This is a genomic window from Pseudochrobactrum kiredjianiae (genome assembly GCF_030362795.1).
GTDB classification, from domain to species: Bacteria; Pseudomonadota; Alphaproteobacteria; order Rhizobiales; family Rhizobiaceae; genus Pseudochrobactrum; species Pseudochrobactrum kiredjianiae.
The window spans coordinates 75,815-100,282 of sequence record NZ_JAUCBM010000002.1 but is presented as its reverse complement, the minus strand read 5'-3'; the positions used below and the strand labels follow the sequence as shown (position 1 = coordinate 100,282).

The window sequence follows — 24,468 nt, the reverse complement described above, 5'->3', positions numbered from 1 at the left end:
TATAACAAATATAAAGAAAAAGCCTGCATCGTGAGATGCAGGCTTTCTTATTTTATTGATTGGCTTCGACTTTAACACCAAGCACTGACCAGAGTTTTTTCGGCTCGGCCATGCCGACTGCGGTCAGGATACCGAAGGTCACCGGATTTTCCGGCTGGATTTTCAGGCTGAGCGATTTCGGCTTGTCGAGGAAATCGCCGACCGCCTTCACAGCTTCCACAACACGCGGCTCATTTTCAAAATAGACAACGCCGATTTGCAGCTGATCTTTCATTTCCTGCACAAGTGCTTCACGGGTCATATCGCGCTTCTTCGCTTCATGCTCCAGCAATTTACCAACGAAATCAGCATCGTCATAACGCATTTCCATATTGCTGATCGACAGGTTCTGCATCATACCCACAGCCGCAATCTGCATGGAAGTATTATCGCCGCCATCTTCTAGAATGCTGGCAAACAGATCCTGCACCGCTTTGATAAATTTCAGATTATAGCCGCCCATAGCGAGCTTGTAGTTATAAGTGCCGATATTGACACCATTGATCGTCATCTGATCGACGGTGTAATCACCGCTATAAGGCGACCAGCTGCCTTTGGCATCCATAGTCAGCTGAATTTTTTCCAGACCAAGCGCACGGATTGTTTCCATATCCATATCACCGGTGTCTGCAACAACGGTTTCTTCTTCGGCGCTATTGTCTTCAGCTGTTTCGTCTGTGCCGTCGGTTGCAATATCCGCATTGGTATCCGCTTCGACGCCCGCATCTGCCTTGTCATTGGTTGCGGCATCCGCATTATTCGCGTCGGTTTCCGCAGCCTCTGCAGCTTCTTCAGCTGCTTGGGTGGCTTCATCTATCGCAGCCTGCATTTCAGCCGCTTCTTTTTTCTTCTTTTCCAGATCAATCCGGTTCGCTTCTTCCAGATCAACTTTCAGGGCTTTGATGCCCCAGCTGTAATTGCTGGCTTTCTCTTTGCTGAAAGGTTCCTGCGCCAGATTTAAGCCGGTCAATTCAAAGACCTGCTTGCCTTCAACAGTGAGGGTCAGTGCACCGACATGGAAACTTTCTGCATATTGCATACGACCAAGCAGATCGTTCTTTGGCTCTTTTGTCAGTCGCACTTTGTCAAAACGAATATCAGACGTGGTGAAAACGCTGTTGTCTTCAACAATCTTCACATCGTTAAAAGTCGCTTTTTCGATGAGGTACACATCGTCCGCAGCATCTGAAACGCCGCTGAGCGTAATGGTGCCGAGATTAACCGGTGCATTATCCTTGTCGTCTTTTTCTGTTGTTTCGTCAGATGACGTGTTTGGCATAGCGATCTGCGCTTTTGCATCATGCAAAATAACATTATTGCCATCGGTTTCTGCTTTGGAAAAAGTCAGCTCGACCATCTGCTCTTTGAGCAGCGCTTGCAGGCGTTTGGCAACATCGTCACCAGTCCAAGCCAGTGCAGTGCCGGCCCATAAAGGTGCAATAACAGCGGTCAGTGCGAAAGTTTTAACCAGAGCTGAGCAGGAGATATTCAATGGCATGAGAACCTCAATAAAAAGACGGACAATATTGATTTTGACCGCAGAATGATTGCTGCCGAACTTATTAAAAAACAGAACGACCTGATGCGTAATAATTTTAATGAATCCCTATAACAAATCAGCTCCAATTCCAATAAAGATAATCTCACACATCAAGGGGAATAAAATGCAAGATGCTTCTATGCGGCTCGTTGTGCTGGAAAAACTGTCCGCTCTTCTCGGAAAAGACATTCAAACTGGCGCAAATATTGACACTTCACAGTTGCATGACTGGAGTGATGAGCAGGGCGGCACACCGCTGGCTTTGGTTTTGCCGCGTGATACGCAGACCGTTTCTGAAATTTTGAAGCTGTGTAACGAGCATCATATCGCGGTTGTTCCGCAGGGTGGTTTGACTGGTCTGGCCGGTGGTGCAGTGCCGGTGCAGGATTGCGTATTGCTGTCATTGCGCAATATGAACCGTATTGAGACGATCAATGTGCAGGCTGGCACGATGATTGTTGAAGCCGGTGCAATCCTGCAAAATATTCAGGAAGCGGCACGCAATGCCGGTATGAATTTTGCTTTGGATTTAGGCGCGCGCGGCTCCTGCCAGATCGGTGGCAATATCTCCACCAATGCGGGCGGCAATCGTGTGATCCGCTATGGTATGACCCGCGATCTGGTGCTGGGGCTGGAGGCGGTACTGGCAGACGGCACAATTCTCAGCATGATGAATGAAATGCCGAAGAATAATGCGGCGCTGGACATGAAGCACTTATTCATCGGTGCTGAAGGCACGATGGGCGTTGTCACCCGTGCGGTATTGCGTTTGCGTCCGGGTGTCGGCGGTGCCAATGCCGCTGTCGTTGCACTTGAGAATTTCGATAATGCGCTCAACTTGTTGAATTATGCGCAGAAGCGCCTTTCCGGTCGTGTCACTGCTTTTGAAGCCATGTGGGGCGATTATTATAAAACGGCAGCTAAATATGCCCGTGCCCCACTGGAGCAGGGCTATCCGCTTTATGTGCTGATGGATATGCAGGGAGCAGAGCCTGATACCGAGGCTGAACTCTTCCAGTCTGTTCTGGAACACGCTTTGGAAGAAGGCTGGATTGTTGATGCTGCCATTGCACAATCCCATCGCGAAGCAGAAGAGTTCTGGACAATGCGCGATGCTATTGCGGAAATTATGACCCATGAAGGCCCGTGCATCGGCTTTGATGTATCCGTGCCACAAACGCAGATTGGCGCAGCCGTTGATGCCATTCAGGCAGCTTTAGAAGAGCGTTACCCCGGCATTCAGAGCCTGTTCTTCGGGCATGTCGGTGACTGCAATTTCCATATTGATGTCACGAAATATACGGATTTTGAACCGAAAGAGCGGATCATTGAGGATATTGTCTATGACATTATCCGCTCATTTAAAGGTTCGGTCTCGGCAGAGCATGGGATTGGTCTTCATAAAAAGCCGTGGCTGCATTACAGCCGCAGCGAAGCCGAATTGCGAACATTGAAGGTACTGAAAGCGGCGCTTGATCCGCATAATATTCTCAATCCGGGCAAAGTGCTGGATTAAAATGCAAAAGGCCGGAACTGAAGCTCCGGCCTTTTATTTTTTTATGCTCCGAAGCGTTTTTCGCTCATCGAGGCCTGCATCAACGCTTTGGTATAATCCTCGCGCGGGGCATCAAAAATCTGCTCGGTCTGGCCTTCTTCAACTACTTTTCCGGTTTTCATCACCAGAATATAGTCGGAGAGGGCACGAACAACTGCTAGATCATGGCTGATAAACAGATAGGACAGGCCGTATTTTTCCTGCAAATCACGCAGCAATGTCACCACTTGTTTTTGCACCGAGCGATCAAGCGCACTGGTCGGTTCGTCCAGCACAATGATTTTCGGCTTCAGGATCATGGTGCGGGCAATCGCGATACGCTGACGCTGGCCGCCGGAAAATTCGTGCGGATAGCGGTTGCGCATCGAAGGCTCAAGGCCAACCTCTTTCAGCGCTTCACCGGCACGAATGTCACGCTCTTTGGCTGACAGTTCCGGCTCATGGATCAACAGACCTTCAGTGATGATCCGTCCGACAGTCATACGCGGGCTGAGCGAGCCGAACGGATCCTGAAACACCAATTGCAATTCGCGCCGCTTTGGACGCATTTCCTGCGGGTCAGTCGGGAGCTCCTTGCCGAGATAAGCAATACGCCCCTCAGATTTCAGAAGGCGCAGAATAGCACGGCCGAGCGTGGATTTACCGGAGCCGGATTCACCCACAATTCCGATGGTCTGCCCCTGTTTGAGGTTGAGCGATATACCATCCACTGCCCGCAAATAAGTTTGCGGTTTTAACCAGCCTTTTGCCAGATTAAATGTAACGGAGACATCATCTGCCTCGATCAGCACTGGTGCTGTTTCCGGTGGAGCGGCTTTGATACCTTCCGGCTCGGCATCGAGCAGCATTTTGGTATAAGCGTGTTCGGGAGCAGAGAAAATTTTCTCTGTCGTGCCACTTTCTACCACTTCACCGGAGCGCATAACGCAGACCTGATCGGCAAAACGCTTCACAATGCCTAAATCATGGGTGATGAACACGATGGCCATGCCCAGACGCTTCTGCAAATCGGCCAGCAGCTCCAGAATTTGTGCCTGAATGGTCACGTCCAGAGCGGTTGTCGGCTCATCCGCAATCAGAATATCCGGATCATTTGCCAGCGCCATAGCAATCATCACACGCTGACGCTGACCGCCGGATAATTCATACGGATAGCTGTCAATACGCCGTTCCGGCTCAGGAATCCCGACGAGTTTAAGCAGTTCCAGAATACGCGGCCGTGCCTGAGCCTTGCTCATACCACGATGAAAACGCAAAGGTTCTGCCAGCTGATCGCCGATTTTATACAGCGGATCAAGCGAGGTCATGGGCTCCTGAAAAATCATGGTGATTTTCGCACCACGGATTTTATTCAGTTCCTTGTCGGACATGCCGACCAGATCTTTTCCACGGTACAGCGCTTGACCGGTGGCTTTGCCGTTCTGGGATAGCAAACCCATGATCGCCATAGTGGTCTGGCTTTTGCCGGAGCCGGACTCACCAACAATGGCGACTGTTTCACCGGATTTAACATCAAGGCTGATGCCACGCACGGCATGAACCGGCCCGTCATTGGTTTCAAATGTCACGCGCAGATCGCGTACAGAGAGGACTGTTTCTGCTGTCATCTTAACGGTCCTTCGGATCAAGGCTGTCACGCAGGCCGTCGCCCAGGAAGTTCAGCGCAAAAAGAATGAGTGTCAGGGTGACTGCAGGGAAAACAAGCTGCCATGAAGCGCCACGCATATTTTGCGCGCCTTCCGAGATCAGCAGGCCGAGCGATGTCATCGGATCCTGAACACCAAGACCTAAGAATGACAACAGGCTTTCAAGCAGGATGGCTTTCGGTACCAGAAGCGTAACGAATACGATTACAGGCCCCAAGGCATTGGGAATAATATGACGGGTGATAATGCCGCGCCGTGTTGCACCGAGTGCCTCTGCCGCCTGCACAAATTCCTGCCGTTTGAGGCTGAGGGTCTGACCGCGCACAATACGTGCCATATCCAGCCATTCCGTTGCGCCGATGGCAATGAAGATGATGATAATCGACCGCCCGAAAAACACCAGCATCAGAATGACGAAGAAGATAAAGGGCAGAGAATAGAGAATATCGACAATACGCATCATGATATTGTCGGCACGGCCGCCGAGATAGCCGGAAATCGCGCCATAGCCGACGCCGAGCACCAGTGCCATCACAGAAGCCAGCAGACCAATCGCGAGAGAAATACGCACCCCGATAAAGGTACGGGTCATCATATCGCGACCGAGATTATCGGTGCCGAAGAAGAAGTAATTGCGCGATACATCCAATGAGAGCTTGCCGCTTAACTTATCGTCTGCCAGCTCAATTTTCGGATTGCTGAACAGGTCTGAGCGTTCAAAATAACGCAGCAGACGTTCATCCAACTCACGCCCTGCGCTTGATGTCACATCAACCGTTAGTTTTGAACCGGCAAGTTCCGGCTCCCCGCCTTGTATACGGGCGCGTGCCATTTCCCGCTCTAAACCGGGCAAAATAGTATCTGCACGCGGATAGGCTTCAATGCTTGGTGCCACACGTACAAATTGCGGATAGATTTTTTCATAAGGATGCGGGCTGATCATTGGCCCGAAAACTCCGACGAGGGACAGGAAAATCAATACAATGGCACTGGCCACCGCAGCGCGGTTACGGCGCAGTCTGATCCATGCATCCTGCCAGAGAGAGCGCCCGGCAACAGTGGTGTTGCTTTCCGGTGCGCCGTGAGACGGCAAATTGGTTGAAATATCAGTCATAGCGCACCCGCGGATCAAGATAAGCATAGATCAGGTCAACAATTAAGTTGAACAGCACGACAAAGACCGAGATGACCACAACGGTACCCATCACCAGTGTATAATCGCGCCCCAATGCGCCTTGCACGAAATAACGCCCGATACCCGGAATACCGAAAATGGTTTCCACAACAACGGAACCGGTGAGCAGAGCTGCTGCTGTCGGGCCGAGATAGGATACGGCAGGCAGAAGAGCGGCACGCAAAGCGTGAACACCCACCACGATACGGGCAGGCAGACCATAGGCGCGCGCTGTGCGCACATGATTGGCGCGTAAAGCTTCAATGGTTGAACCGCGCACAAGACGGGCAATCACCGCGACCTGCGGCAGCGCCAGTGTGGTGATCGGCAAAATCCAATAAAGCACATTGGCTGATGACCAGCCACCGGCAGGCACCCAGCCGAGAATAACACCGAAGAACAGGCTGAGCAGCGGAGCCACTACAAAGTTCGGCGTGGTAATGCCGAATGTTGCCACAGCAACAATCGTATAATCGAGCCATGAATTCTGACGCAGTGCTGCAAGCGCACCGAGCAATGTGCCGAGCACGGCAGCAAGTGTGAGTGCAAGACTGCCGAGCAGAATGGAAACCGGTAAACCTGATGCAAACAGATCATTGACCGTAAAGTCACGGCGGGCAAAACTTGGCCCCAGATCGCCTTTGAGCAGATTGCCTAAATAGATCAGATATTGCTGCCATAAAGGCGCATCCATATTATAGGCTTTTTTCAGATTTTCGAGGATCAGCGGATCAATCGGGCGCTCAAGATCAAACGGGCCGCCCGGCACAAGCCGGATCATGAAGAAGGTCAGCGTGATGATAATAAATATCGTCGGGATCGCGCTGGCCAGCCGCCGTAGCGTATAGCTCAACATAATATATTCCTGACTGTAGCCTTTATAAAATATCGGCTACGGCAAAGTTAAAATGAATTGGTATGCAACAGGCTGCATAGGTGAATATGCAGCCTGCCAGTAAAAAACTTACTGTTTCAGTGACAGCCAGCGGGTTGCGTGTGCATCCATCAGGTTGTCATACCAGCCTTCGATATTCTCGGAGACCAATGCGCGTGATGAATAATACAACACCGGAATAACGGCTGTTTCTTTGAGCAACAGACGTTCCGCGTCAGCAAGAATTTCTGCACGGGCTTTTAGGTCTGTTGTAACTTCTGCCTTTGCCATCAGCGCATCGTAATCAGCATTCTTCCACTTTGAGTAGTTGAAGCTGACACCGCTTTGGCTGAGGAACAGGAAGTTCTGCGGATCGTTATAATCGCCGATCCAGCCTGCACGGGCGATGTCAAACGGCCCGTCTTCACGCAGGAAGTTGAAATATGTGGCACCTTCGGTTTCGTTCAATGTTGCTTTAATACCGATATTGCTCAGCATATCGGCAACAGCAGCCATTGTATTCTTATGGTTTTCAGAAGTGTTATAAAGCAGTTCAATCGACAGTGTATTTGGTTCGACACCAGCTTCTTTCAACAGGGCTTTAGCCTTGTCTTCGCGCTCCAGCATATCTTCGCCGGCATATTCAGCTTTCACACCGCCTTCAACATAATTGGCAATACCCGGAGGTACGACAGAATAGGCCGGAAGCATTGTGCCCTGCCAGACCTGCTCGGCCATGAATTCACGGTCAATCGCCATAGAAATGGCTTCACGAACGCGCGGGTCTTTCAGCTTGCTGTCAGCAGTTTTGCCTTTAACCGGCAGATAGTAGGAGCCGAGATAAGGAGCAATATGGAATTCTTTAGCCAGTTTGTTCTTCACATAATCCATCTGTTCTGATGGTACATCAGAACAAATCTGAACTTCTTTTGCTTCAAAGCGGCGCATACAGCTGGCGCGGTCTTCAAACGGAATCCAGTTAACGACATCGATCTTGACCTGATCTGCATCATAGAAGTTCGGATTTTTCTTCATGACGATTTTGTCGTTCGGCGTAAAACTTACCAGCTGATAGGCACCATTGGTGACCATTTTGCCTGGAGTGGTGAATTTGTCGCCGTTTTCTTCAATGCTCTTCGGATGCATTGGCAGACCGGTTTGATGGGTCAGCAATTCAAGGAAATATGGTGTTGGGCTTTTAAGCGTAATTTTGAGGGTCAGATCATCGACCGCTTCCACGCCGAGTTCTTCAAGCGGTTTTTTACCGGCTACAGCTTCTTCGGCATTTTTGATCGGGAACAGCATACTGGCATAACCGGCTGCAGTCTTTGGATCCATAATGCGGTGGAACGTAAACAGGAAGTCACCGGCAGTTACTTTATCGCCATTCGACCATTTGGCATCATCGCGCAGGTGGAATGTATAAACCAAACCGTCTTCGGAAATGTCCCAGGATTTAGCTGTTGCAGCGACCGCTTCGCCTTTGGCGCTCTGACGGACAAGCCCATCATAGAGATCGGCCATAATACGACCTTCAGAAACGGTGGATGTGCGGTGATGATCCAGAGTTGCCGGATCGGTGTCATTGCCGCGGTTCAAAACAACTTCGGCAGAAGCGACGCTTGCAAGTGCGCCAGTCAGTGTCAACGCGCAGACACCTGCGAGCAAAATTTTACGATACATATAACCCTCCCTGTTAAAGTACAGTCTGGATTCTAGTATGATTTTTTACGTTAAAGTCAAATATCTTATTTTTCACTTCGAGCAGCTTGAGTGAAAATGAGAATGCAAAAAAACAGAGCTTTTATAATTTGCAACAATATATCAGTTTTTCTAGAATAATGTTGCGCGGAACAAAAATAAAACAAACAATGAAAATTATTACTATTCAATGGGATAGGTAGATTCTTCCTCTTTGAGTATTTAAGCTGGTCGTGATGGAGTTGTCCTGCAAAAAAATCTCAAAAATGCGTCTGACAATTCCGTTATTTTGACGGTAGGTATCAGGATTAAACAGTGAAAATTGCCGGATTGCGAGTCAGTTTTACGGGGCAATAAAAAAGGCCGCTAAAAGCGGCCTTCTGAATGCGGCATTGGAGAGGCTTATTTAGCGTTTAATTCCGCCAAAATTTCCTCTGTATGCTCACCTAAACGCGGGGAGCGCAGACCTGTTTTAAGCTCTGTATCGGAGAATTTCAGCGGTGTGCGCAATCCCGGAATACCTTGATTATCCACACGCATTTGACGGGCAATAAATTGCGGATCACTGAACACATCGGCAATCGTATTAATGGGGCCTGCTGGTACGGCGATTTTTTCCAATGTCGCTAACAGATCATCCCGCAGCCAGAGACTGGTCTTTGCTTCAAGCAATGCGGTTAGCGCATTGCGGTTGCGAACGCGCGCGGCATTGGTGCGGAATTTCTCATCCTCTGCAAGTTCTGGCAGGCCGAGAGTACCGGCGAGTTTGGCAAACTGCCCGTCATTACCGCAGGCGATAATGAAGTAACCGTCTTTAACCGGCAATGTCTGATAGGGCGCGATATTCGGATGGGCATTGCCGAGGCGTTTTGGTGCAACGCCGGACGCCAAAAAATTCATTGCCTGATTGGCGAGAACGCCGGTCATGCAATCAAACAGCGACATATCAATATGCTGGCCAAGCCCCGTTGTCTGTCGGTGCAGCAGTGCAGACTGAATACCGATGATGCCGTAAAGACCGGTGATAATATCAACCAGTGCCACGCCGATTTTCTGCGGCTCACCTTTTGGATCGCCGGTAATATCCATAATGCCGCTCATGCCCTGAATCATGAAATCATAACCGGCGCGTGCTGCATAAGGCCCGTCATGGCCGAAGCCGGTAACCGAGCAATAGATCAGACGCGGGTTGATGGCTTTCAGCGTCTCATAATCAAGGCCGTATTTCTTCAAACCGCCGAGTTTGAAATTCTCGATAACAATATCGGCGTCTTTGATGAGTTTGATAACGGTTTCACGCCCTGCATCTTCACGAAAATCACACGTGATCGAGCGTTTGCCGCGATTGCAGGCATGATAATAGGCAGCGGATTGTTCTGCGCCGTCGTCAATATAAGGCGGTCCCCATTGGCGGGTATCATCACCCTCAGGGCTTTCTACCTTGATGACATCGGCACCGAGGTCGGCCAATGTCTGGCCGATCCACGGCCCTGCAAGAATACGTGCCAGTTCAACAACTTTAATGCCTTCCAGCGGCGCTTGCATCAGATTTGCTCCGGATATGAAAAACCCGCTTCCCTCATAGGTCGCCGAAAGTCAGCAATGCACAAAGGAAAGCGGGCGATTACGTATTATTAAAAGAATGCCTGAAGACCTGTCTGCGCACGGCCGAGGATCAGCGCGTGAACGTCATGGGTACCTTCATAGGTATTCACTGTTTCCAGGTTCTGCGAATGACGCATCACGTGATACTCAATCGAAATACCGTTGCCGCCGTGCATGTCGCGTGCCTGACGGGCGATGTCGAGCGCTTTGCCGCAATTGTTGCGCTTCATCATCGAGATCATTTCAGGCGCAAATTTATGCTCGTCCATCAAACGGCCAACGCGCAGCGAACCCTGAAGGCCGAGCGTGATTTCTGTCTGCATATCAGCCAGCTTCTTCTGGAAAAGCTGTGTCTGTGCCAGCGGACGGTTGAACTGTTTGCGATCCAGACCATATTGCAGCGCACGGTGCCAGCAATCTTCTGCCGCACCGAGTACACCCCATGAAATACCGTAACGGGCGCGGTTAAGGCAGCCGAACGGACCTTTGAGGCCGGAAACATGTGGCAGCAGCGCATCTTCGCCGACTTCCACGCCGTCCATAACGACTTCACCGGTGACGGAAGCACGCAGAGAAAGCTTGCCGCCGATCTTCGGTGCGCTCAGACCTTTCATGCCTTTTTCAAGCACAAAACCACGGATTTGATTGTCATGAGCAACGGATTTTGCCCAGACCACGAACACATCGGCGATCGGGGAGTTGGAAATCCACATTTTCGAGCCGGTTAGCTTGTAGCCGGTTGCGGTTTTTTCCGCGCGGGTTTTCATGCCTGCAGGATCAGAACCGGCATCCGGTTCGGTCAGGCCAAAGCAACCGATTAGCTCGCCGGAAACGAGACCCGGCAGATATTTGTCTTTTTGCTCTTCCGACCCATAGGCAAAAATCGGGTAGATCACGAGGGAAGACTGCACGCTCATCATCGAGCGATAGCCGGAGTCAATGCGCTCTACTTCGCGGGCAACCAGACCGTAGGAAACATAATTGGCTTCAGCCGCACCGTATTTTTCCGGCAAGGTCACGCCGAGAAGACCGGCTTGTCCCATCATGCGGAACAATTCAGTCTGAACAGCTTCTTCGAGATAGGCTTCTTCAATGCGTGGCAGCAATTCGCTCTTGGCAAAAGCCGCAGCAGAGTCGCGGATCATACGTTCATCGTCAGACAGCTGATCATCGAGCAGGAACGGATCGCTCCATGAAAATTTTGTCATATCACTCATTTAGTATCTCCCGATAAAGTTGGCATATACTCAGCCGATTGACCAAAGACTGCAAACCATTATTTGCACTTTAGTCATGAATTTTATGCATCAACTTGGTTGCCAGCGCTTTGATCAGTGGACTATTTTAAGCGATATATGCTGAGAATGAGCCTGAATTTCCTGACAATAATCCTTGGTTCTTAGCCTTAGTGCTGAAAACGCGCTGCGAGTTCAAGCCATGCGCGTGCGGCATGAGGCAGATAAGCGCCGCGTCGCCAGACCCACGCCATGTCCCATGAAAGATCGGGTTCTGTCAGCGTAATATGCCTGACACCGGGGCGCACCCGTTGTTCGGCAATGAGGCGCGGGAGGAAGCCGATGCCAAGCCCCGCATGAACCAACTCAACGATAAAATTGATCTGGCTGGAGCGGGCGGTAATCGACGGGCTGAAACCCTGACTATGGCAGGCATTGAGAATAATCGGATTGAGCGCGAAAGCACTGTCAAACAGGATGAACGGCATCTCTTGGAGTTGCTTCAAGGCAATCTGAGACTGACCGGCAAGCTCATGGGAGGCAGGTATCAGCACATCAATCGGTTCTTTACGCACATTCTGCCAGTCGAACTCATCCGGTGCAGGGAGCAGTGAGGCGCCGAGGTCAACCTCGCCGTTACGCACCATATCCTCCAGCTTTTTACTACCGTGTTCAACAAGATGAATATCAATACCGGGATAAAGGCCGCGATAGATCGCAAACATAGGTGCAAATAATGCATCGCTGCCGATTGGGGGCAGGCCCAGGCGTAATACGCCTTTGGTGAGACCCTGTAGCTCCGCGAGTTCGTTTTTGAGATCATCCTGCTCGGCCAGTATCCGCAAAGCACGCTGATAGACCACTTGGCCTGCATCGGTCATCACGGATTTATGGCCGTTGCGATCCAGCAATGTCAGGCCGAGTTCATCCTCAAGCTGACGCACAGCCTTACTCACGGCAGATTGGGTCAGAAAGACCGTTTTCGCTGCCTGCGTAAAACCGCCCTGACGGACAACCTCGGTGAAGATCCGTAATGTACGCAGCTCCATCATCATTCCTTTTAGGACTTAATTCTATTCAATCAATTCATTTTTATCATGAATGAACGCAGCGTATAAGAGAGGAAAGTAATTTTGCATGAAAAGAGTGCCGTAAAATGTCTCCAGCTCAAATGTCGGGAGGAGTCCGCCATTGGGTTCAAAATAGCCGGATCGGCCAGATCGCATTGATCGCCGGTTTCTGGGCTTTGGGTGAGGGTATTGTCAGAGTAACGCATATGCCGGTGCCCGGCAGTGTGGTTGGTCTGTTCTTGTTATTTGTCTTGCTGATGACCGGCGGCATGAACCTGTTGACTGTGCGCCGCGGTGCGCAATGGTATCTGGCAGAAATGCTGCTGTTCTTTATTCCCGCAGTTCTCGCGGTGCTGGATCACCATGAGTTTTTTGGCTTGTTGGGATTGAAAATTCTGGCGGTTATTCTGCTTGGTACGGTTATCGTTATGATTTCTACCGCATTGGCCGTGGAAGCAGGCTTACGTCTAAGCCGTCATTTGCAGAAAATGAGGCATTCATCATGAGTGCATTAGAGAATTATTTAACGCCTGAGCTGTGGATGCCCGAAATTTGGATGCCCGGAGTTTGGATGATGGTGCTTTGGTCTGCAGTAACAATCCTGTTTTATCTGCTGGCGAAAAAGCTTTACCGTCGCTGGCCGCATGTCTGGTTTTCGCCGCTCATTGCTGCTCCGGTTCTGCTGATCGCTGCTGTCTTGCTGTTCCGCACGTCCTATGCCGAATATAACAGTGCCACCCATTGGCTGGTGATGTTGCTGGGGCCGGCAACGGTTGCTTTTGCGGTGCCGATTTATGAACAAAGAGCAACAATCCGGCAATATTGGCCGGTGCTGATGTTTGGTGTTTTGGTTGGTAGTTCCGTGGCAATTTTCTCAGCATGGGGCTTGGCAAGTCTGCTCAGTCTTGACGGCAGTTTGCGTCTTAGCCTGCTGCCACGCTCGGTGACGTCACCTTTTGCGATGGCCTTGTCTGAAGATATTGGCGGTATTCCCAACCTGACAGCTTTGTTTGTCGTGGTGACTGGTGTGATCGGCGCAGCACTCGGCGATACATTACTGCGCTTCCTGCCGTTGAAGTCCGGCCTTGCCCGTGGCGCTTTGTTTGGCATGGGCGCGCATGGCGCAGGCGTGGCTAAGGCGCAGCAGATTGGTCAGGAAGAGGGCACGATTGCCGGTCTGGTGATGGTGCTGGTCGGTTTGGTCAATGTTTTTGCCGCGCCGCTGATCCGCTGGATTTTGCTGTAATAACAAGGCCACTCTGATGAGTGGCCTTGTTATGTTGTTTAGGCTTTTTTCTTCTTCGCGATGAAGAAGTAGATCACAGCCAGCAGGACGAACCAGACCGGTGTAATCAGCAATGCCTGTGCCGTATCAGCCTGCTGAGCCAGTGCCCAGAGGATGAAAGCAAAGAATGCAAATACCATTGCCACAGCGACATAGCCGCCTGGCATTTTGAAGTTTGATTTTGCATGGAGATCAGGGCGCTTACGGCGATACTGCACGTAAGATGCCAGAATGATCGACCAGACAAAGATAAACAGCAATGCCGAAATCGTGGTTACAATGGTGAAAGCTTCAATAATGCTCTGTCCTGCATATAGCAGAACAACGCCTGCAAGCAGGAAGATGCAGGAGAAGAACAGCGCATTGACCGGCACTTTACGATGGTTCAGTTTGCCGAGAGCTTTTGGTGCCAGCGCATAGCTTGCCAGACCGAAAATCATACGCGATGTGGAGTAGATTCCGGAATTCGCGCTGGAAGCCGCTGAGGTCAGCACGACGAAATTTACCACATGCGCGGCAATGCCGAGGCCTGCCAGCGAGAACATGGCGACAAACGGGCTGCTTGACGGGTCAACCTGGTTCCAAGGCATTACAGTCATAATGACGAAGAGCGAACCGAGATAGAACAGCACAATACGCACTGGGATCGAGTTGATCGCCTTTGGCAGATTGCGTTCCGGATTTTCGGTTTCAGCTGCCGCTGTACCAACCAGCTCAATACCCACAAAGGCAAAAACCGCAATCTGGAAACCGGCGACAAAGCCGAAGAAACCATTCGGGAAGAAACCGCCCTGATCCCATAAATGGGTGACAGAGGCCGCTGTGCCGTTTGGTGATGTATAGCCGGATGTCAGCATGATAACGCCGGTAATAATCAGCGCAACAATAGCCACGATCTTGATAAGCGCGAACCAAAATTCGATCTCACCGAAATTGCGCACATTTGGCAGGTTCAGTGCCACCAACACGACGATTAGGCCGAGAGCAGGCACCCATAGCGCCAGTTCAGGGAACCAGAACGACATATAACCCGCAACAGCCACTACGTCGGCAATACCGGTTACAATCCAGCATAGCCAATAGGTCCAGCCGGTAAAAAACTGTGCCCATGAACCGAGATAGTCACCGGCAAAATCCGCAAATGAGCGGTAGTTCAGATTGGACAAGAGTAGTTCGCCCAATGCGCGCATGACGAAAAACAGCATTAAGCCGATAATCGCGTAAACTAGCAGGATCGACGGACCTGCGAGTGAAATTGTTTTTCCCGAGCCCATAAAAAGACCGGTACCAATAGCGCCGCCGATGGCGATCAGCTGCAAATGGCGGTTTTTTAGATTACGGGCGAGATGGGGCTCTTCCTCTTGGGAATGCGTGCGCCCGGATGCAGTATCCATTCAGTATGCCTCACAATTCATCTGCCAGAATATTTCCCCTCCTAAATCCAAGAAAATATTCTGTTTTTGTTTTCTGCATGTGTGCCGGTGCGCAATGATTCCTTCGCACAGACAAACACCCTGAGCGATTACTCCTGTGTGCTTGCGAGTGAAAGCAAAATTTGCATAAGGTTAGACTAATGTCGCATAAGCTGTGAGCTGAATTTGCTTCCCATGGCCGGACGGGCAACAAAAAAGCACCGGACAGTAATTTCCGGTGCTCTCTATAGGGACAGTAAATGTTGAGCTGTTGAAGCCGCTCGGGCTATTGGAAATGCATATTATCCCGAAAACCCACTTTATAATTTTCGGGATGCGCGCTCGTCAGACGAAAAAATGTAAATATCAGGATGCTTTTTTCGGAGACTGTCCTGGTTTGCGACCAAGTCCGATGGTTTTTGCCAAAGCGGAGCGTTTTTCCGCATATGCAGGGGCAACCATAGGATAAGACGCAGGCAGTTCCCAACGCGCGCGATATTCTTCTGGTGTCAGATTATGGTTGCTCTTGAGGTGCCTTTTCAGAGATTTGAACTGGCTGCCACATTCAAGGCAAGTCATAACTTCACTGTCATATGATTTTTTGACGGCGACAGCGGGTACTGGCTTTTCAATAATTGTTTCAACCGGTAATATTGGGTTGCTTAGTGCCAAAAATTGATCACTTACCTGCAAAATCAGGGTTGAGAGGTCATCTTTAGAAACAGAGTTATTTGCAACAAAAGCTGAAACAACATCTGCTGTAAGAACTAAACTATTGATTTTAGATGATGTTTCGTTGGACATCTGCAAATTGCGCTTTCAAATATATACTACTAAAGGTGTATTTAGAGCGTTGAGCTATAATTGCAAGTGCTGATAAACCACTTTAAATTCACTCTTATCACGCGTGAGCAATCAATTTCGCTGTTTCTTTTCTGTAATTGTAATAATACGACGACGCTTTTGGTCGATTTGCATAGTAATGCCGGCATGAAAACGCAGCTCAGGCAATTGCGCGTTCATCCTCGCCGCCAATGCCTGTAACTTATGTGCGATCTCATTGCAGGCCGGATCAAAATCAGTCGCCTCCAGCCATATCTCTAACAATGACTGACCATGCTGCACCGTTCTGTAATCATTTATAGAAGTCTGCACCGTCGCCATAGCCTGCCGGATAAGATCAGACGGTATCATAAGTTGTGCGCCATTTTCTCCGCGCCAATAAAGAATATCATCGCAACGACCTTCTATCCGCTTCAGTCGGAGACTGGCACAGCCACAGGGGCAGGGTTCATTGTCAGGGATCAGAATATCATCAAGCCGGTAATTTAGCACCGGTTGGGTCTCGCGTGTCAGATCAGTAACAATAGGGGCAAAAGCACCGCTGGTTTTATCAATCACGTCGCGTTCTATATGCATATAGGCTTCATTGAGATGCAGGTTACCCGCACGGCAAGTCATGCCTAACACGCCTTCGGTGCATTGATAAACCTGATCCACAGTTACGCCAAACACTGCTTCAATCTTGTGCTGATCTTCAGGAGACAGCACTTCGGCAACAGAGATAATACAGCGCGGTGCAATATTGATGATCCGGTCTTGCTGTGCTTGCGCCAAAAGACCAAGGATTTGCGCGGGCGCGATCAGAACAGTCGGCTGCTGTTCGGCCAATCTTGGTAGATGCTCACGGAAAGAGTGTAATAAATCATAAAACGCAAAACTGATCAGCGCATTGCCCAGCCGCTCATACAGCATATTATTGGCACGCAGGAACAAAGACACCCGCTGTTGCTGCAAAAATGACGGTGAGAAACGTCCCAGCATTAAAGCCGCCCAAAGCGCCCGCTCGCGTTTGTTCGAGGCAAAAAGCCCGCGCTGTCCTGACGTTCCGGTGGAAAGACCAACCGCAATCTGTCCGATCATTGGCGCAAAATTACGCTCTTGTTCGGAAGTCAAAGCAATATGCAGTGCCTCTTCTTTGGTAATGCCTACCGTATTAATCGCGGTGAAATGCTCCATCATCAGCGCTTTATTCATTAAAGGCCAGTCAGAGAGTGGCTTATCCGCATAAGCTGCATAGAAAGGCGAACGGGGCATGATGTGCTGGCGTAAGTGCTTGAACGCCTTGTGCTGATGGCGCTCAATCGCCTCACGCGAAGTAAAGCCTTTGTTGTAGCGGGCGCGAAGAAAGACAGAAAGCGGGTTCATTCTCATACCTCGCCGTCATTCATAGGATAGGCTTCGGTGCAATGAGACGCCATAATCCGCACCTGCGGATGTGCGAGATGAAATGCGCGCAGCCTGGCAAATGTATCAACAAAAGCATCGCGGTCACCAAGGCGGCGCAAAGTCATATCCGGTGGCAGCCGGCTGGCTTTGAGAGCTTCAAGGCTCCAGATTGCATCGGCAACCAGAAAGATCGCGCCTTGTGTCGTGGCGGGGAGAAACAAGCCTGTCTGGCCAAAGCCATGGCCAGGCAGTGCTACAACCAACGCAGACTGATCGCCTAGCAGATCATAACCATCGCCAAAGGCGCTAAGCCCGTAAGGCGCAAGGCTGATACGCGGCAAGGTTTCCACCGCTTGTAAGTTTAGTGATTGCAGTTTGTCCCGGATCATTGCCGGACACCCTGCTTTTAAGGTCGCAAGCCGACCGGCTTGCAATTTCTCAATTGCGGCAAGCGATGAGATGACTGGTGGAATGGTGGCCAGATCGAACAGGCCCGCCACATGATCCGCATGAAGATGCGACAGAAACACTAAGTCGGGAGAAGCAAGGCCGTATTTTTCCAGCTGTTTGGGCAGGCTATCATCGGGGTTAAATGTAACCGGTGTCAGCCAGCGATAAATCCGCTCCGGAAAGGGCTTCGTCGCCTGTTCAAATAATGCGCCGTAACCTGTATCGAATAAAATTGTACCACGCTGAGGATGGCGTAGCACCGCAATACCGGCCGGAAAGCGCGCAATGCGCCATGGCGTGCCACGTTGCGTCATTGCCAGCGGGCCGCGGCAATACCCGACATGAAAAGAGGTAAAGTCCAGAACGATTTCAGAGACTGGCTGCATAATCTTGAATACCATCTTCAATTGTCACAGCTGGCACGTAACCCAGTTTTTCTCGCGCTTTGCTGATATCCAGAGTCAGACTGCGCCCAAGTGAGGCGACCGCCTGACAGGTCAGAACCGGTTCCCGATCAGGTGCAAAAATACGATGCAGAAACTCCAGTCCCTTGGCCAGCTTCATAGCTCTGCCATAGGAAATATGGATTTCCTTCGGTGCAGAATGGTTTAAGGCGCAGACAGCGGCCAGCAATTCTGAAAACTGGTAGGCTTTGCCGGAGGTGATATTGAATATCTCGCCACTTGCATTGTTATTGAACCCCGCCAGTGCCATGGCACGGGCAGCATCCGATACATGCGTGATGTCGATTAAAGTTTGCCCGCCGCCGATCATTGGTACACGGCCGCGCTTAATCGCCTGCAACAGACGCGGCATCAGGGAGCGGTCTCCGGTGCCATAAATCGCTCTTGGGCGTAAAGCTGTTGTTCGCATTGCGCCTGCCTGATCTGCGGTAAGCACCAGACATTCAGCCTCATATTTAGTGCGGGCATAATGGCTGGGGAAATGTGCAGGCAGTTCTGCATCTTCAGTCAGATTGAAGCGGTCTTGCCCGTTGGCGTAAATACTCGGCGAGGAAGCAAAGACAAATCGCGTTACACCGGCTTTGCGGGATGCATCCAACAGGCGCTGCGTTGCGGTGACATTAACAGCCTGAAACGCTTCTGCCTTGCCCCATGCGGTTGAAAGTGCCGCGCAATGGAAAACAAATTCGACCTGTTGAAAGGCATGTGCCGGATAATCGCCTTGCAGATCAAACGGAATGAACTCAATGCCTTGTGCTTGCAGCAACTGACCTGCCTGCAAATCCCGTCCTTGCGCAAGCACCTGATGGCCTTGAGCCGATAATTGTTGGGCAAGACGGTTTCCGAGGCATCCTGTGGCGCCTGTGACAAGCACTTTAGCCATTAATATCGCAGCACCACGCCGCCGATGGAGATGCCTGCGGAGGTGCCAGCCAGTAACACCAGATCATTACGTTGCAACCGTTCCTCAGTAATCGCCGTATGCAGCGCCATTGGAATAGAAGTGGCAATCTGATTGCCGAAGCGTGAGAAGGTCTGGATAACTTTTTCAGGATCAAGCCCGACGCGTGCCAGCCCATGGGTAAGGGAAAGGCCGCTCGCCTGATGCGGGATGATGCAGTCAATATCCGCCATATTTAGCTCAGCTTGCGTAAAAAGTCGTTTTAAAAAGCGTGGCAGATAGCGGGCAGTTACGCGGAAGGCGGATTGTCCGTTCATGCGGAAATAGGAGGCTTCTGCCGCCGCGACCGGATCAACCGCCGCTGATATGCGGGTGCCGCCACCAGCGAGAACACAGGCATCTCGTCCCTCTGAGTAAGTTTCAAAGCGGCTGGCAATTAAACCTGCACCATCTGCGGTGAGGACTACGGCTGCGGCGCCGTCGCCAAAAATGGCTGCCACATCGGGTTCTTTCCAGTCCAGTCCGACAGAGGCGATATCAGCAGAAAAGATCAGTACATGACGGGCGTGACCCAGCTGAATTTTCATTGCAGCAAGATCAAGCGCCTGAATGAAGCTGAGGCAAGTTGCATTGACATCATAGGCAGGAATGCCGGATTTTCCCAAACCCAGCCGGTGCTGAACCAATGTGGCGGTAGAAGGAATAACCTGTTCCATCACGCCGCAGGCACCGAGGATCAGATCAAGATCCTGCGGTGCAATACCGGCAGCATCGAGTGCCTGCAAAGCTGCCTGCTCAGCCATGAAAGAACTGGTTTCATCGCCTTCAGCCACATAACGGGCGGTGAGCCCAAAGCGGTTTTCAATAGTCCCTGAAGGCCAGCCCAGCATCGCATCAATGTCTGAGGAAAAGACGCATTTCTTGGGCAGATAAGCGCCGGTTCCGGCAATTCGCAATCCGGGTTTCCCCGCACCATTTTTAAGGATGGTCATCAATACTCGCACTTAATTTGTGGCGTTATCTTACGGGGTCGCATGATCGCCGGCCCTCGTCAAGAGACGTTTTGTTACCGAATTTAGTGACAATTGCGACAAAGTCAGGCTACTTAGCGGCGTGAGTTTCAGCGAAAACTTATATTTCGCTACAGTATAATTTCTAAAATCTGAGCCGGTTTTCGGTAAAATTATGCTGTAAGTATAAAGTGTTAGAGTGCTGTGAGCGCCCGTAGAGCATACGCATTCTGGTGGGAGATTGTATGAATTCGCTGTATTTACGCCTCTGGATGATGCTGACTGGCTGGGGCGCTGTCGGGCTGGTTTATAGTCTGACGAGCAGTCAGGATCAGGCATCTGCCATTATGCTGCAACCTTCAGCAATTGATCTGTGGTTCGATTTTGATCCGAATGCGATCTGGCTCTACTTGTCGTTTTTCCCGCTTGTTGCATTGGGCTATTTGCTCTGTCCGGCGCAGCGTTTGCTTTGGCTGGCACGCTCCATGCAGCTTTCCGCATTAGGCGCAGGTGTGGTGTTTATATTCTGGCCAACGACAATGATCTTTCCACCGGTGACACAGGATACAATCAGCGCATCCGCTTTGAACTTGCTTATCGGGTTTGATTCAATGCAAAATTGTCTGCCGTCCTTGCATGTCACACTGACAATTCTGGCCGTTTGTGCACTCTGGCAAAAACATATGCCATTACGCAGCCTGTTTTTTGCGGTGTGGGGGCTGGCCATTACAGTTTCTATTCTGCAATTGCACCGTCATCAGTTTGTTGATCTGCTGGGCGGCGCGGTGCTTGCAATTGTTGCGGGATTGCTTGCGCAACTGATACTGAGCCGGAAAGCGGATAAAGTTGCGGGACAGACGTTATGATGGCGATCGCATTTCCGATTTTTCTGCTGATTATCCTTGTGCTCAGTGAAATGCTGATCCTGAGCAGAACCGGTAAGGAGAAAGTCGACTGGCATGATGTGGTGTTCAACCTGAACTCCGGCCATCTGATGCTCTGGTTGTTTCGCGGGCTGGAGCTGGCGTGTTATGGCTTTATCGTTGCAAATTTCAGCCTGAATATCGTGTCGGACTGGCCGCCGGTCTGGTTATGGCTGTTTGCGATTTTGATGTGGGATTTTTGTTTTTACTGGCTGCATCGTCTGCATCATAAATTCGCGCTGCTTTGGGCGGTGCATGTGGTGCATCATCAGGGCGAGCATTTCAATCTGTCGCTGGCAGTGCGCAATTCCTGGTATTCTTCGCTGGCTTCTATTCCGTTTTTCATTCCTATGGCACTGCTCGGCGTGCCACTGCCAATATTCATCACGGTTTCGGTGCTTCATTATTCAATCCAGTTGATGAACCATAGTGCGCTGACGCCGCGTCTCGGTTTTCTTGAATATATTCTGGTGACACCTGCACATCACCGTATTCATCATGTGAATGACCGCTCCTATTCAGATTCCAATTATGCGGGAAGCTTTGCCTTTTTTGACCGGTTGTTCGGCACTTACCGGCCGGATTTGCCTGAAACAGATTTCGCCTATGGAGTGAAAGGTAATAAGTCTTCGCAAAATCCTTTTGTGGCCAGCAATGAGCCGTTCCGCAATTATTTGCAGGCACGCAGAGCGAAAAAGCAGCATAAAAAACCGGATTTTATCAGTTCCGGTTTTGTCGTGCTTAGCGGTGCTGTTATTCTGTTTGCGCTGGTGACCGGCTATATCTGGCTCTATGGCTACCAGATCAGCCAGTCTGTTACCGAGCAAGTGTTATTGTTCTTGCTTCTCGCGGCGGGGTCTGTTGCTCTCGGTGGCATTAGTGAAGGCAGGCAATGGGCCGTTGTGAGCTGGTTTGTAAATACGTGGCTGATGTTGCTCAGTTTTGCCATATATTTTCAATGGCATCATCCGTTCTGGATGATCTGTATGGGGCTGTTAGCCTTGCATAGTACAGCTGTCATGCTCGGCTGGGGTCGTTGTGCTTTTGTGCGAAACGAGGATATCAGTCTGTAAAAGCAGGGGGTTTTTCGGTGGTTGTCAATTCGGCAACGCTGGAGCGTACGACCAGACTGGCGCCGACAAGAATTTTTACCGGCGGCTGAGGGTCTGAGGTGTTGATCAGATCATCAAGAATGGTCACTGCCAGATTGCCGATTTTACGCTTGGAAACCTCAACCGTTGTCAGGCCCGGCTCCATCGTTGCGCTTTGCGGCAGGTTGTCAAAACCGATAACCGAGACATCTTCCGGTATGCGGATGCCTTTTTCTTTCAATGCTTTGATAAAGCCATAGGCAATAATATCATTGGTGCAGAAATAGCATTCAGCAAGATCCAGTCCGGCATTGAGCATGGCACAGGTGTCGCGATAAGCGCCTTCATAAGTGGATTCCACCGAGAGGATATCACGCTCCTGGGCTTTGAGTTCCAGACGCTGCATGTTTTTGAAAAATGCATCGCGGCGCAGGCGGAAATTGGTGGTTTCCGTGTGGCTGGCAACAAAGCCGATGCGGTTGAAGCCAACCTGTTTGAAGCGCGACAGCACTTTAAACACCGCGTCTTCATTGTTCATATCGACAAAATTGGCTTCAACGACCTCATAAAACGTGTCGATAAAAACAGTCGGGAAGCCCAGTCCCTGAATCATATGAATGTCTGAAGAGGACAGTTCCGTGCCCAACGCAATCACACCGCGAATAGGTGCGCCTGCCAAAGTCTCAGCCACAGCACTGATTGGCTGCCCCTCGAAACTCACCACTTCCAGCGCATAATTGCGGCTCGTGGCTTCCAGTGACATGCCGTCAATATAATCGGAAACGAACACACTATGATCGCGATTAACGGTGCCGCCATGCTTGGCGATCTTCAAAAAGCGAATCGTTCCCGCACCGCCCGAGCCCGTTTTGGCGATACGCGGCACATAATTGAGACGGGATACGGATTCGAGAACACGAGCCCGTGTTTCGCCGGAAATCTCGCCTTTACCATTGAGAACAAGTGAAACGGTTGCGGGAGAAACCCCCGCATTTTCAGCAATATCTCTGATCGTAAAGGACTTTTTCTTTTTCATTTGTTCCGGACGGCTATTCGGCATTATCGGGGTTCATTCGCGTTTACTAAACAAAATCGCTCTGATTTAAAACGATTAGGGTAATTTCATGTGTAAGGCAACCACAATTCCCTGATAGCACGCTTGACATCCCCTAGGCATCCGGTAATTTATTTAGTGAATAATAGTTTTGTTTAGTAAACACGGTAGGAAGCGACAATGCAGAAGACAAGCAATCAACTTGCTATGCTCGTTGTCATCAATCTCGGATTGCTTGCGCTCGGCGCGTATATTTCGGGCGGCTCATTCCTGTCGCTGTTCAATTTGCAGTCGATGGCAGGGCAGATTCCTGAACTCGGGCTGCTGGCAATCGGCGTGATGCTGGCAATGTGTGCCGGTAATGGCGGGATTGATCTTTCCGGTATTGCGCTGGCTAATCTGGCTGGTGTTTTGTCCGCCGTGCTCGTTTCATCTTTTGTGTCGAGTGCAGAAAGCCCGATGGCGTTCAGCCTTGCCTTTATCGGACTGGCACTTGTGATCGGTCTGGCGGGCGGTATCGTAAATGGTGTGCTGATTGCTCGTTTTAAAATCACGCCTATCCTTTGTACACTTGGCACGCAGATGGCCTTCACGGGTCTGGCCGTTGTTGTCTCCGGTGGTCGCGCCGTGATGGTTGGCAGTCCTGATCTGTTGTCGCGCATCGGCAATGATATGTTCCTGAGCGTGCCGATCAGCTTCATCATCTTTATCGCTATCGCCTCTGTAATCGGTGCTGTGGTGCGTTTCACGCCTTATGGCCGCTGGCTGATGCTGATGGGCAGCAATCCGAAAGCTGCTGAATTTGCCGGTTTTCCGCGTAATGGCGTGCTGGTTGCAACCTACGCCACCAGTGGTTTTCTGGCTGGTATTGCCGGTGTGATTATTGCTGCGCGTAACGTGAACGTAAAATTCGACTATGGCAGCTCCTATCTTCTGGTTGCCATTCTCATCGCCGTTATGGCTGGTGTGAAGCCGGAAGGTGGCTATGGCCGCGTTATCTGCGTGGTGCTCAGTGCGATTGCCCTGCAGCTGATGTCCAGCCTGCTTAACTTTGGCGGTCTTTCCAATTTTGTCCGCGATTTTGCTTGGGGCCTGCTATTGCTCGCTTTCCTTGCAGTCGGAAAATACGACATTGCGGGTTTCTTTACCTTTGGCAATCGCCAACAGGGAACGATCGGTGCTCAACCCTCAGGCACCCGAACATAGACAC

At 50.6% G+C, this 24,468-nt stretch carries 21 protein-coding genes; 6 read left to right on the top strand and 15 right to left on the bottom strand.

The features are described 5' to 3' along the window. Positions 1 to 52: 52 nt before the first annotated feature. Complete coding sequence (locus QUF18_RS06535; RefSeq protein ID WP_289386271.1) at positions 53 to 1,537, bottom strand: aq_1923 C-terminal domain; 1,485 nt, start codon at positions 1,535 to 1,537, stop codon at positions 53 to 55. A gap of 166 nt (positions 1,538 to 1,703) precedes the next feature. Between QUF18_RS06535 and QUF18_RS06530 the strand changes: the two genes are divergently transcribed. Next, a complete protein-coding gene (locus tag QUF18_RS06530) occupies positions 1,704 to 3,095 on the top strand; it encodes an FAD-binding oxidoreductase (protein WP_289386270.1) in 1,392 nt (463 codons plus the stop codon). Positions 3,096 to 3,136: 41 nt separating this feature from the next. On the opposite strand, the gene QUF18_RS06525 is transcribed toward QUF18_RS06530, so the two are convergent. The 7 genes from QUF18_RS06525 to QUF18_RS06495 form a co-directional block, all read right to left on the bottom strand. Further along, positions 3,137 to 4,741 carry an ABC transporter ATP-binding protein gene (locus tag QUF18_RS06525; RefSeq protein ID WP_289386269.1) on the bottom strand — a complete coding sequence of 535 codons (1,605 nt, stop codon included), beginning with the start codon at positions 4,739 to 4,741 and terminating at the stop codon, positions 3,137 to 3,139. A gap of 1 nt (position 4,742) precedes the next feature. Further along, on the bottom strand, positions 4,743 to 5,894 hold the full coding sequence (locus tag QUF18_RS06520; RefSeq protein WP_289386268.1) for an ABC transporter permease: 1,152 nt from the start codon (positions 5,892 to 5,894) through the stop codon (positions 4,743 to 4,745). Next, positions 5,887 to 6,810, bottom strand: a complete 924-nt coding sequence (locus QUF18_RS06515) for an ABC transporter permease subunit (protein ID WP_289386266.1) — start codon at positions 6,808 to 6,810, stop codon at positions 5,887 to 5,889. Before QUF18_RS06515 ends, QUF18_RS06520 begins: the two co-directional genes overlap by 8 nt. Positions 6,811 to 6,918: 108 nt before the next feature. Next, positions 6,919 to 8,511, bottom strand: coding sequence for a peptide ABC transporter substrate-binding protein (locus QUF18_RS06510; protein WP_289386265.1), 1,593 nt, complete (start codon positions 8,509 to 8,511; stop codon positions 6,919 to 6,921). Positions 8,512 to 8,931: 420 nt separating this feature from the next. Beyond that, entirely contained in the window at positions 8,932 to 10,074 is a 1,143-nt protein-coding gene (locus QUF18_RS06505) for a CaiB/BaiF CoA transferase family protein (RefSeq protein WP_374807016.1), read from the bottom strand. Positions 10,075 to 10,163: 89 nt separating this feature from the next. Continuing rightward, the gene (locus tag QUF18_RS06500) at positions 10,164 to 11,342 is read right to left on the bottom strand and encodes an acyl-CoA dehydrogenase (RefSeq protein ID WP_374807054.1); all 1,179 of its coding nucleotides are present in this window, start codon (positions 11,340 to 11,342) and stop codon (positions 10,164 to 10,166) included. Between the two features lie 197 nt (positions 11,343 to 11,539). Further along, entirely contained in the window at positions 11,540 to 12,418 is an 879-nt protein-coding gene (locus QUF18_RS06495) for a LysR family transcriptional regulator (protein WP_289386487.1), read from the bottom strand. Positions 12,419 to 12,525: 107 nt separating this feature from the next. Between QUF18_RS06495 and QUF18_RS06490 the strand changes: the two genes are divergently transcribed. Together QUF18_RS06490 and QUF18_RS06485 are read left to right on the top strand one after the other, a co-directional pair. Then, positions 12,526 to 12,945: a CidA/LrgA family protein gene (locus QUF18_RS06490; RefSeq protein WP_289386263.1), complete on the top strand. Its 420-nt coding sequence runs from the start codon at positions 12,526 to 12,528 to the stop codon at positions 12,943 to 12,945. 65 nt (positions 12,946 to 13,010) lie between these two features. After that, entirely contained in the window at positions 13,011 to 13,685 is a 675-nt protein-coding gene (locus tag QUF18_RS06485) for an LrgB family protein (protein WP_374807018.1), read from the top strand. Between the two features lie 38 nt (positions 13,686 to 13,723). Here the strand turns inward: QUF18_RS06485 and QUF18_RS06480 are convergent, their stop codons facing one another. The 6 genes from QUF18_RS06480 to QUF18_RS06455 all read right to left on the bottom strand — a co-directional run bounded on the left by QUF18_RS06480 (position 13,724) and on the right by QUF18_RS06455 (position 20,172). Continuing rightward, complete coding sequence (locus QUF18_RS06480) at positions 13,724 to 15,118, bottom strand: amino acid permease (RefSeq protein WP_289386261.1); 1,395 nt, start codon at positions 15,116 to 15,118, stop codon at positions 13,724 to 13,726. Positions 15,119 to 15,502: 384 nt separating this feature from the next. Further along, a complete protein-coding gene (locus QUF18_RS06475; RefSeq protein ID WP_289386260.1) occupies positions 15,503 to 15,940 on the bottom strand; it encodes a Ros/MucR family transcriptional regulator in 438 nt (145 codons plus the stop codon). A 111-nt stretch (positions 15,941 to 16,051) separates the two neighbouring features. Continuing rightward, entirely contained in the window at positions 16,052 to 17,344 is a 1,293-nt protein-coding gene (locus QUF18_RS06470) for a F390 synthetase-related protein (protein ID WP_289386259.1), read from the bottom strand. Positions 17,345 to 17,346: 2 nt separating this feature from the next. Further along, positions 17,347 to 18,201, bottom strand: a complete 855-nt coding sequence (locus QUF18_RS06465; RefSeq protein WP_289386258.1) for an MBL fold metallo-hydrolase — start codon at positions 18,199 to 18,201, stop codon at positions 17,347 to 17,349. Next, positions 18,185 to 19,162 carry an NAD-dependent epimerase/dehydratase family protein gene (locus tag QUF18_RS06460; RefSeq protein ID WP_289386257.1) on the bottom strand — a complete coding sequence of 326 codons (978 nt, stop codon included), beginning with the start codon at positions 19,160 to 19,162 and terminating at the stop codon, positions 18,185 to 18,187. Before QUF18_RS06460 ends, QUF18_RS06465 begins: the two co-directional genes overlap by 17 nt. Then, on the bottom strand, positions 19,162 to 20,172 hold the full coding sequence (locus QUF18_RS06455) for a 3-oxoacyl-[acyl-carrier-protein] synthase III C-terminal domain-containing protein (RefSeq protein WP_289386256.1): 1,011 nt from the start codon (positions 20,170 to 20,172) through the stop codon (positions 19,162 to 19,164). Before QUF18_RS06455 ends, QUF18_RS06460 begins: the two co-directional genes overlap by 1 nt. Positions 20,173 to 20,435: 263 nt before the next feature. Here QUF18_RS06455 and QUF18_RS06450 point away from each other — a divergent pair, with 263 nt between their 5' ends. Together QUF18_RS06450 and QUF18_RS06445 are read left to right on the top strand one after the other, a co-directional pair. Then, on the top strand, positions 20,436 to 21,056 hold the full coding sequence (locus QUF18_RS06450; RefSeq protein ID WP_289386255.1) for a phosphatase PAP2 family protein: 621 nt from the start codon (positions 20,436 to 20,438) through the stop codon (positions 21,054 to 21,056). Further along, positions 21,053 to 22,186, top strand: a complete 1,134-nt coding sequence (locus tag QUF18_RS06445) for a sterol desaturase family protein (RefSeq protein WP_289386254.1) — start codon at positions 21,053 to 21,055, stop codon at positions 22,184 to 22,186. Before QUF18_RS06450 ends, QUF18_RS06445 begins: the two co-directional genes overlap by 4 nt. On the opposite strand, the gene QUF18_RS06440 is transcribed toward QUF18_RS06445, so the two are convergent. Continuing rightward, positions 22,176 to 23,240, bottom strand: coding sequence for a LacI family DNA-binding transcriptional regulator (locus tag QUF18_RS06440; RefSeq protein WP_289386253.1), 1,065 nt, complete (start codon positions 23,238 to 23,240; stop codon positions 22,176 to 22,178). The genes QUF18_RS06445 and QUF18_RS06440 overlap by 11 nt on opposite strands. A 198-nt stretch (positions 23,241 to 23,438) precedes the next feature. Here QUF18_RS06440 and QUF18_RS06435 point away from each other — a divergent pair, with 198 nt between their 5' ends. Then, a complete protein-coding gene (locus QUF18_RS06435; RefSeq protein WP_289386252.1) occupies positions 23,439 to 24,464 on the top strand; it encodes an ABC transporter permease in 1,026 nt (341 codons plus the stop codon). Positions 24,465 to 24,468 lie beyond the last annotated feature (4 nt).

Coding starts and splice junctions, on each gene's coding strand:
- QUF18_RS06455 (WP_289386256.1), bottom strand. CDS start 20,172: ATGACCATCCTTAAAAATGGTGCGGGGAAACCCGGATTGCGAATTGCC.
- QUF18_RS06510 (WP_289386265.1), bottom strand. CDS start 8,511: ATGTATCGTAAAATTTTGCTCGCAGGTGTCTGCGCGTTGACACTGACT.
- QUF18_RS06535 (WP_289386271.1), bottom strand. CDS start 1,537: ATGCCATTGAATATCTCCTGCTCAGCTCTGGTTAAAACTTTCGCACTG.
- QUF18_RS06490 (WP_289386263.1), top strand. CDS start 12,526: ATGTCTCCAGCTCAAATGTCGGGAGGAGTCCGCCATTGGGTTCAAAAT.
- QUF18_RS06445 (WP_289386254.1), top strand. CDS start 21,053: ATGATGGCGATCGCATTTCCGATTTTTCTGCTGATTATCCTTGTGCTC.
- QUF18_RS06470 (WP_289386259.1), bottom strand. CDS start 17,344: ATGAACCCGCTTTCTGTCTTTCTTCGCGCCCGCTACAACAAAGGCTTT.
- QUF18_RS06495 (WP_289386487.1), bottom strand. CDS start 12,418: ATGGAGCTGCGTACATTACGGATCTTCACCGAGGTTGTCCGTCAGGGC.
- QUF18_RS06520 (WP_289386268.1), bottom strand. CDS start 5,894: ATGACTGATATTTCAACCAATTTGCCGTCTCACGGCGCACCGGAAAGC.
- QUF18_RS06530 (WP_289386270.1), top strand. CDS start 1,704: ATGCAAGATGCTTCTATGCGGCTCGTTGTGCTGGAAAAACTGTCCGCT.
- QUF18_RS06465 (WP_289386258.1), bottom strand. CDS start 18,201: ATGCAGCCAGTCTCTGAAATCGTTCTGGACTTTACCTCTTTTCATGTC.
- QUF18_RS06440 (WP_289386253.1), bottom strand. CDS start 23,240: ATGAAAAAGAAAAAGTCCTTTACGATCAGAGATATTGCTGAAAATGCG.
- QUF18_RS06525 (WP_289386269.1), bottom strand. CDS start 4,741: ATGACAGCAGAAACAGTCCTCTCTGTACGCGATCTGCGCGTGACATTT.
- QUF18_RS06485 (WP_374807018.1), top strand. CDS start 13,011: ATGATGGTGCTTTGGTCTGCAGTAACAATCCTGTTTTATCTGCTGGCG.
- QUF18_RS06450 (WP_289386255.1), top strand. CDS start 20,436: ATGAATTCGCTGTATTTACGCCTCTGGATGATGCTGACTGGCTGGGGC.
- QUF18_RS06435 (WP_289386252.1), top strand. CDS start 23,439: ATGCAGAAGACAAGCAATCAACTTGCTATGCTCGTTGTCATCAATCTC.
- QUF18_RS06460 (WP_289386257.1), bottom strand. CDS start 19,162: ATGGCTAAAGTGCTTGTCACAGGCGCCACAGGATGCCTCGGAAACCGT.
- QUF18_RS06505 (WP_374807016.1), bottom strand. CDS start 10,074: ATGCAAGCGCCGCTGGAAGGCATTAAAGTTGTTGAACTGGCACGTATT.
- QUF18_RS06475 (WP_289386260.1), bottom strand. CDS start 15,940: ATGTCCAACGAAACATCATCTAAAATCAATAGTTTAGTTCTTACAGCA.
- QUF18_RS06480 (WP_289386261.1), bottom strand. CDS start 15,118: ATGGATACTGCATCCGGGCGCACGCATTCCCAAGAGGAAGAGCCCCAT.
- QUF18_RS06515 (WP_289386266.1), bottom strand. CDS start 6,810: ATGTTGAGCTATACGCTACGGCGGCTGGCCAGCGCGATCCCGACGATA.
- QUF18_RS06500 (WP_374807054.1), bottom strand. CDS start 11,342: ATGACAAAATTTTCATGGAGCGATCCGTTCCTGCTCGATGATCAGCTG.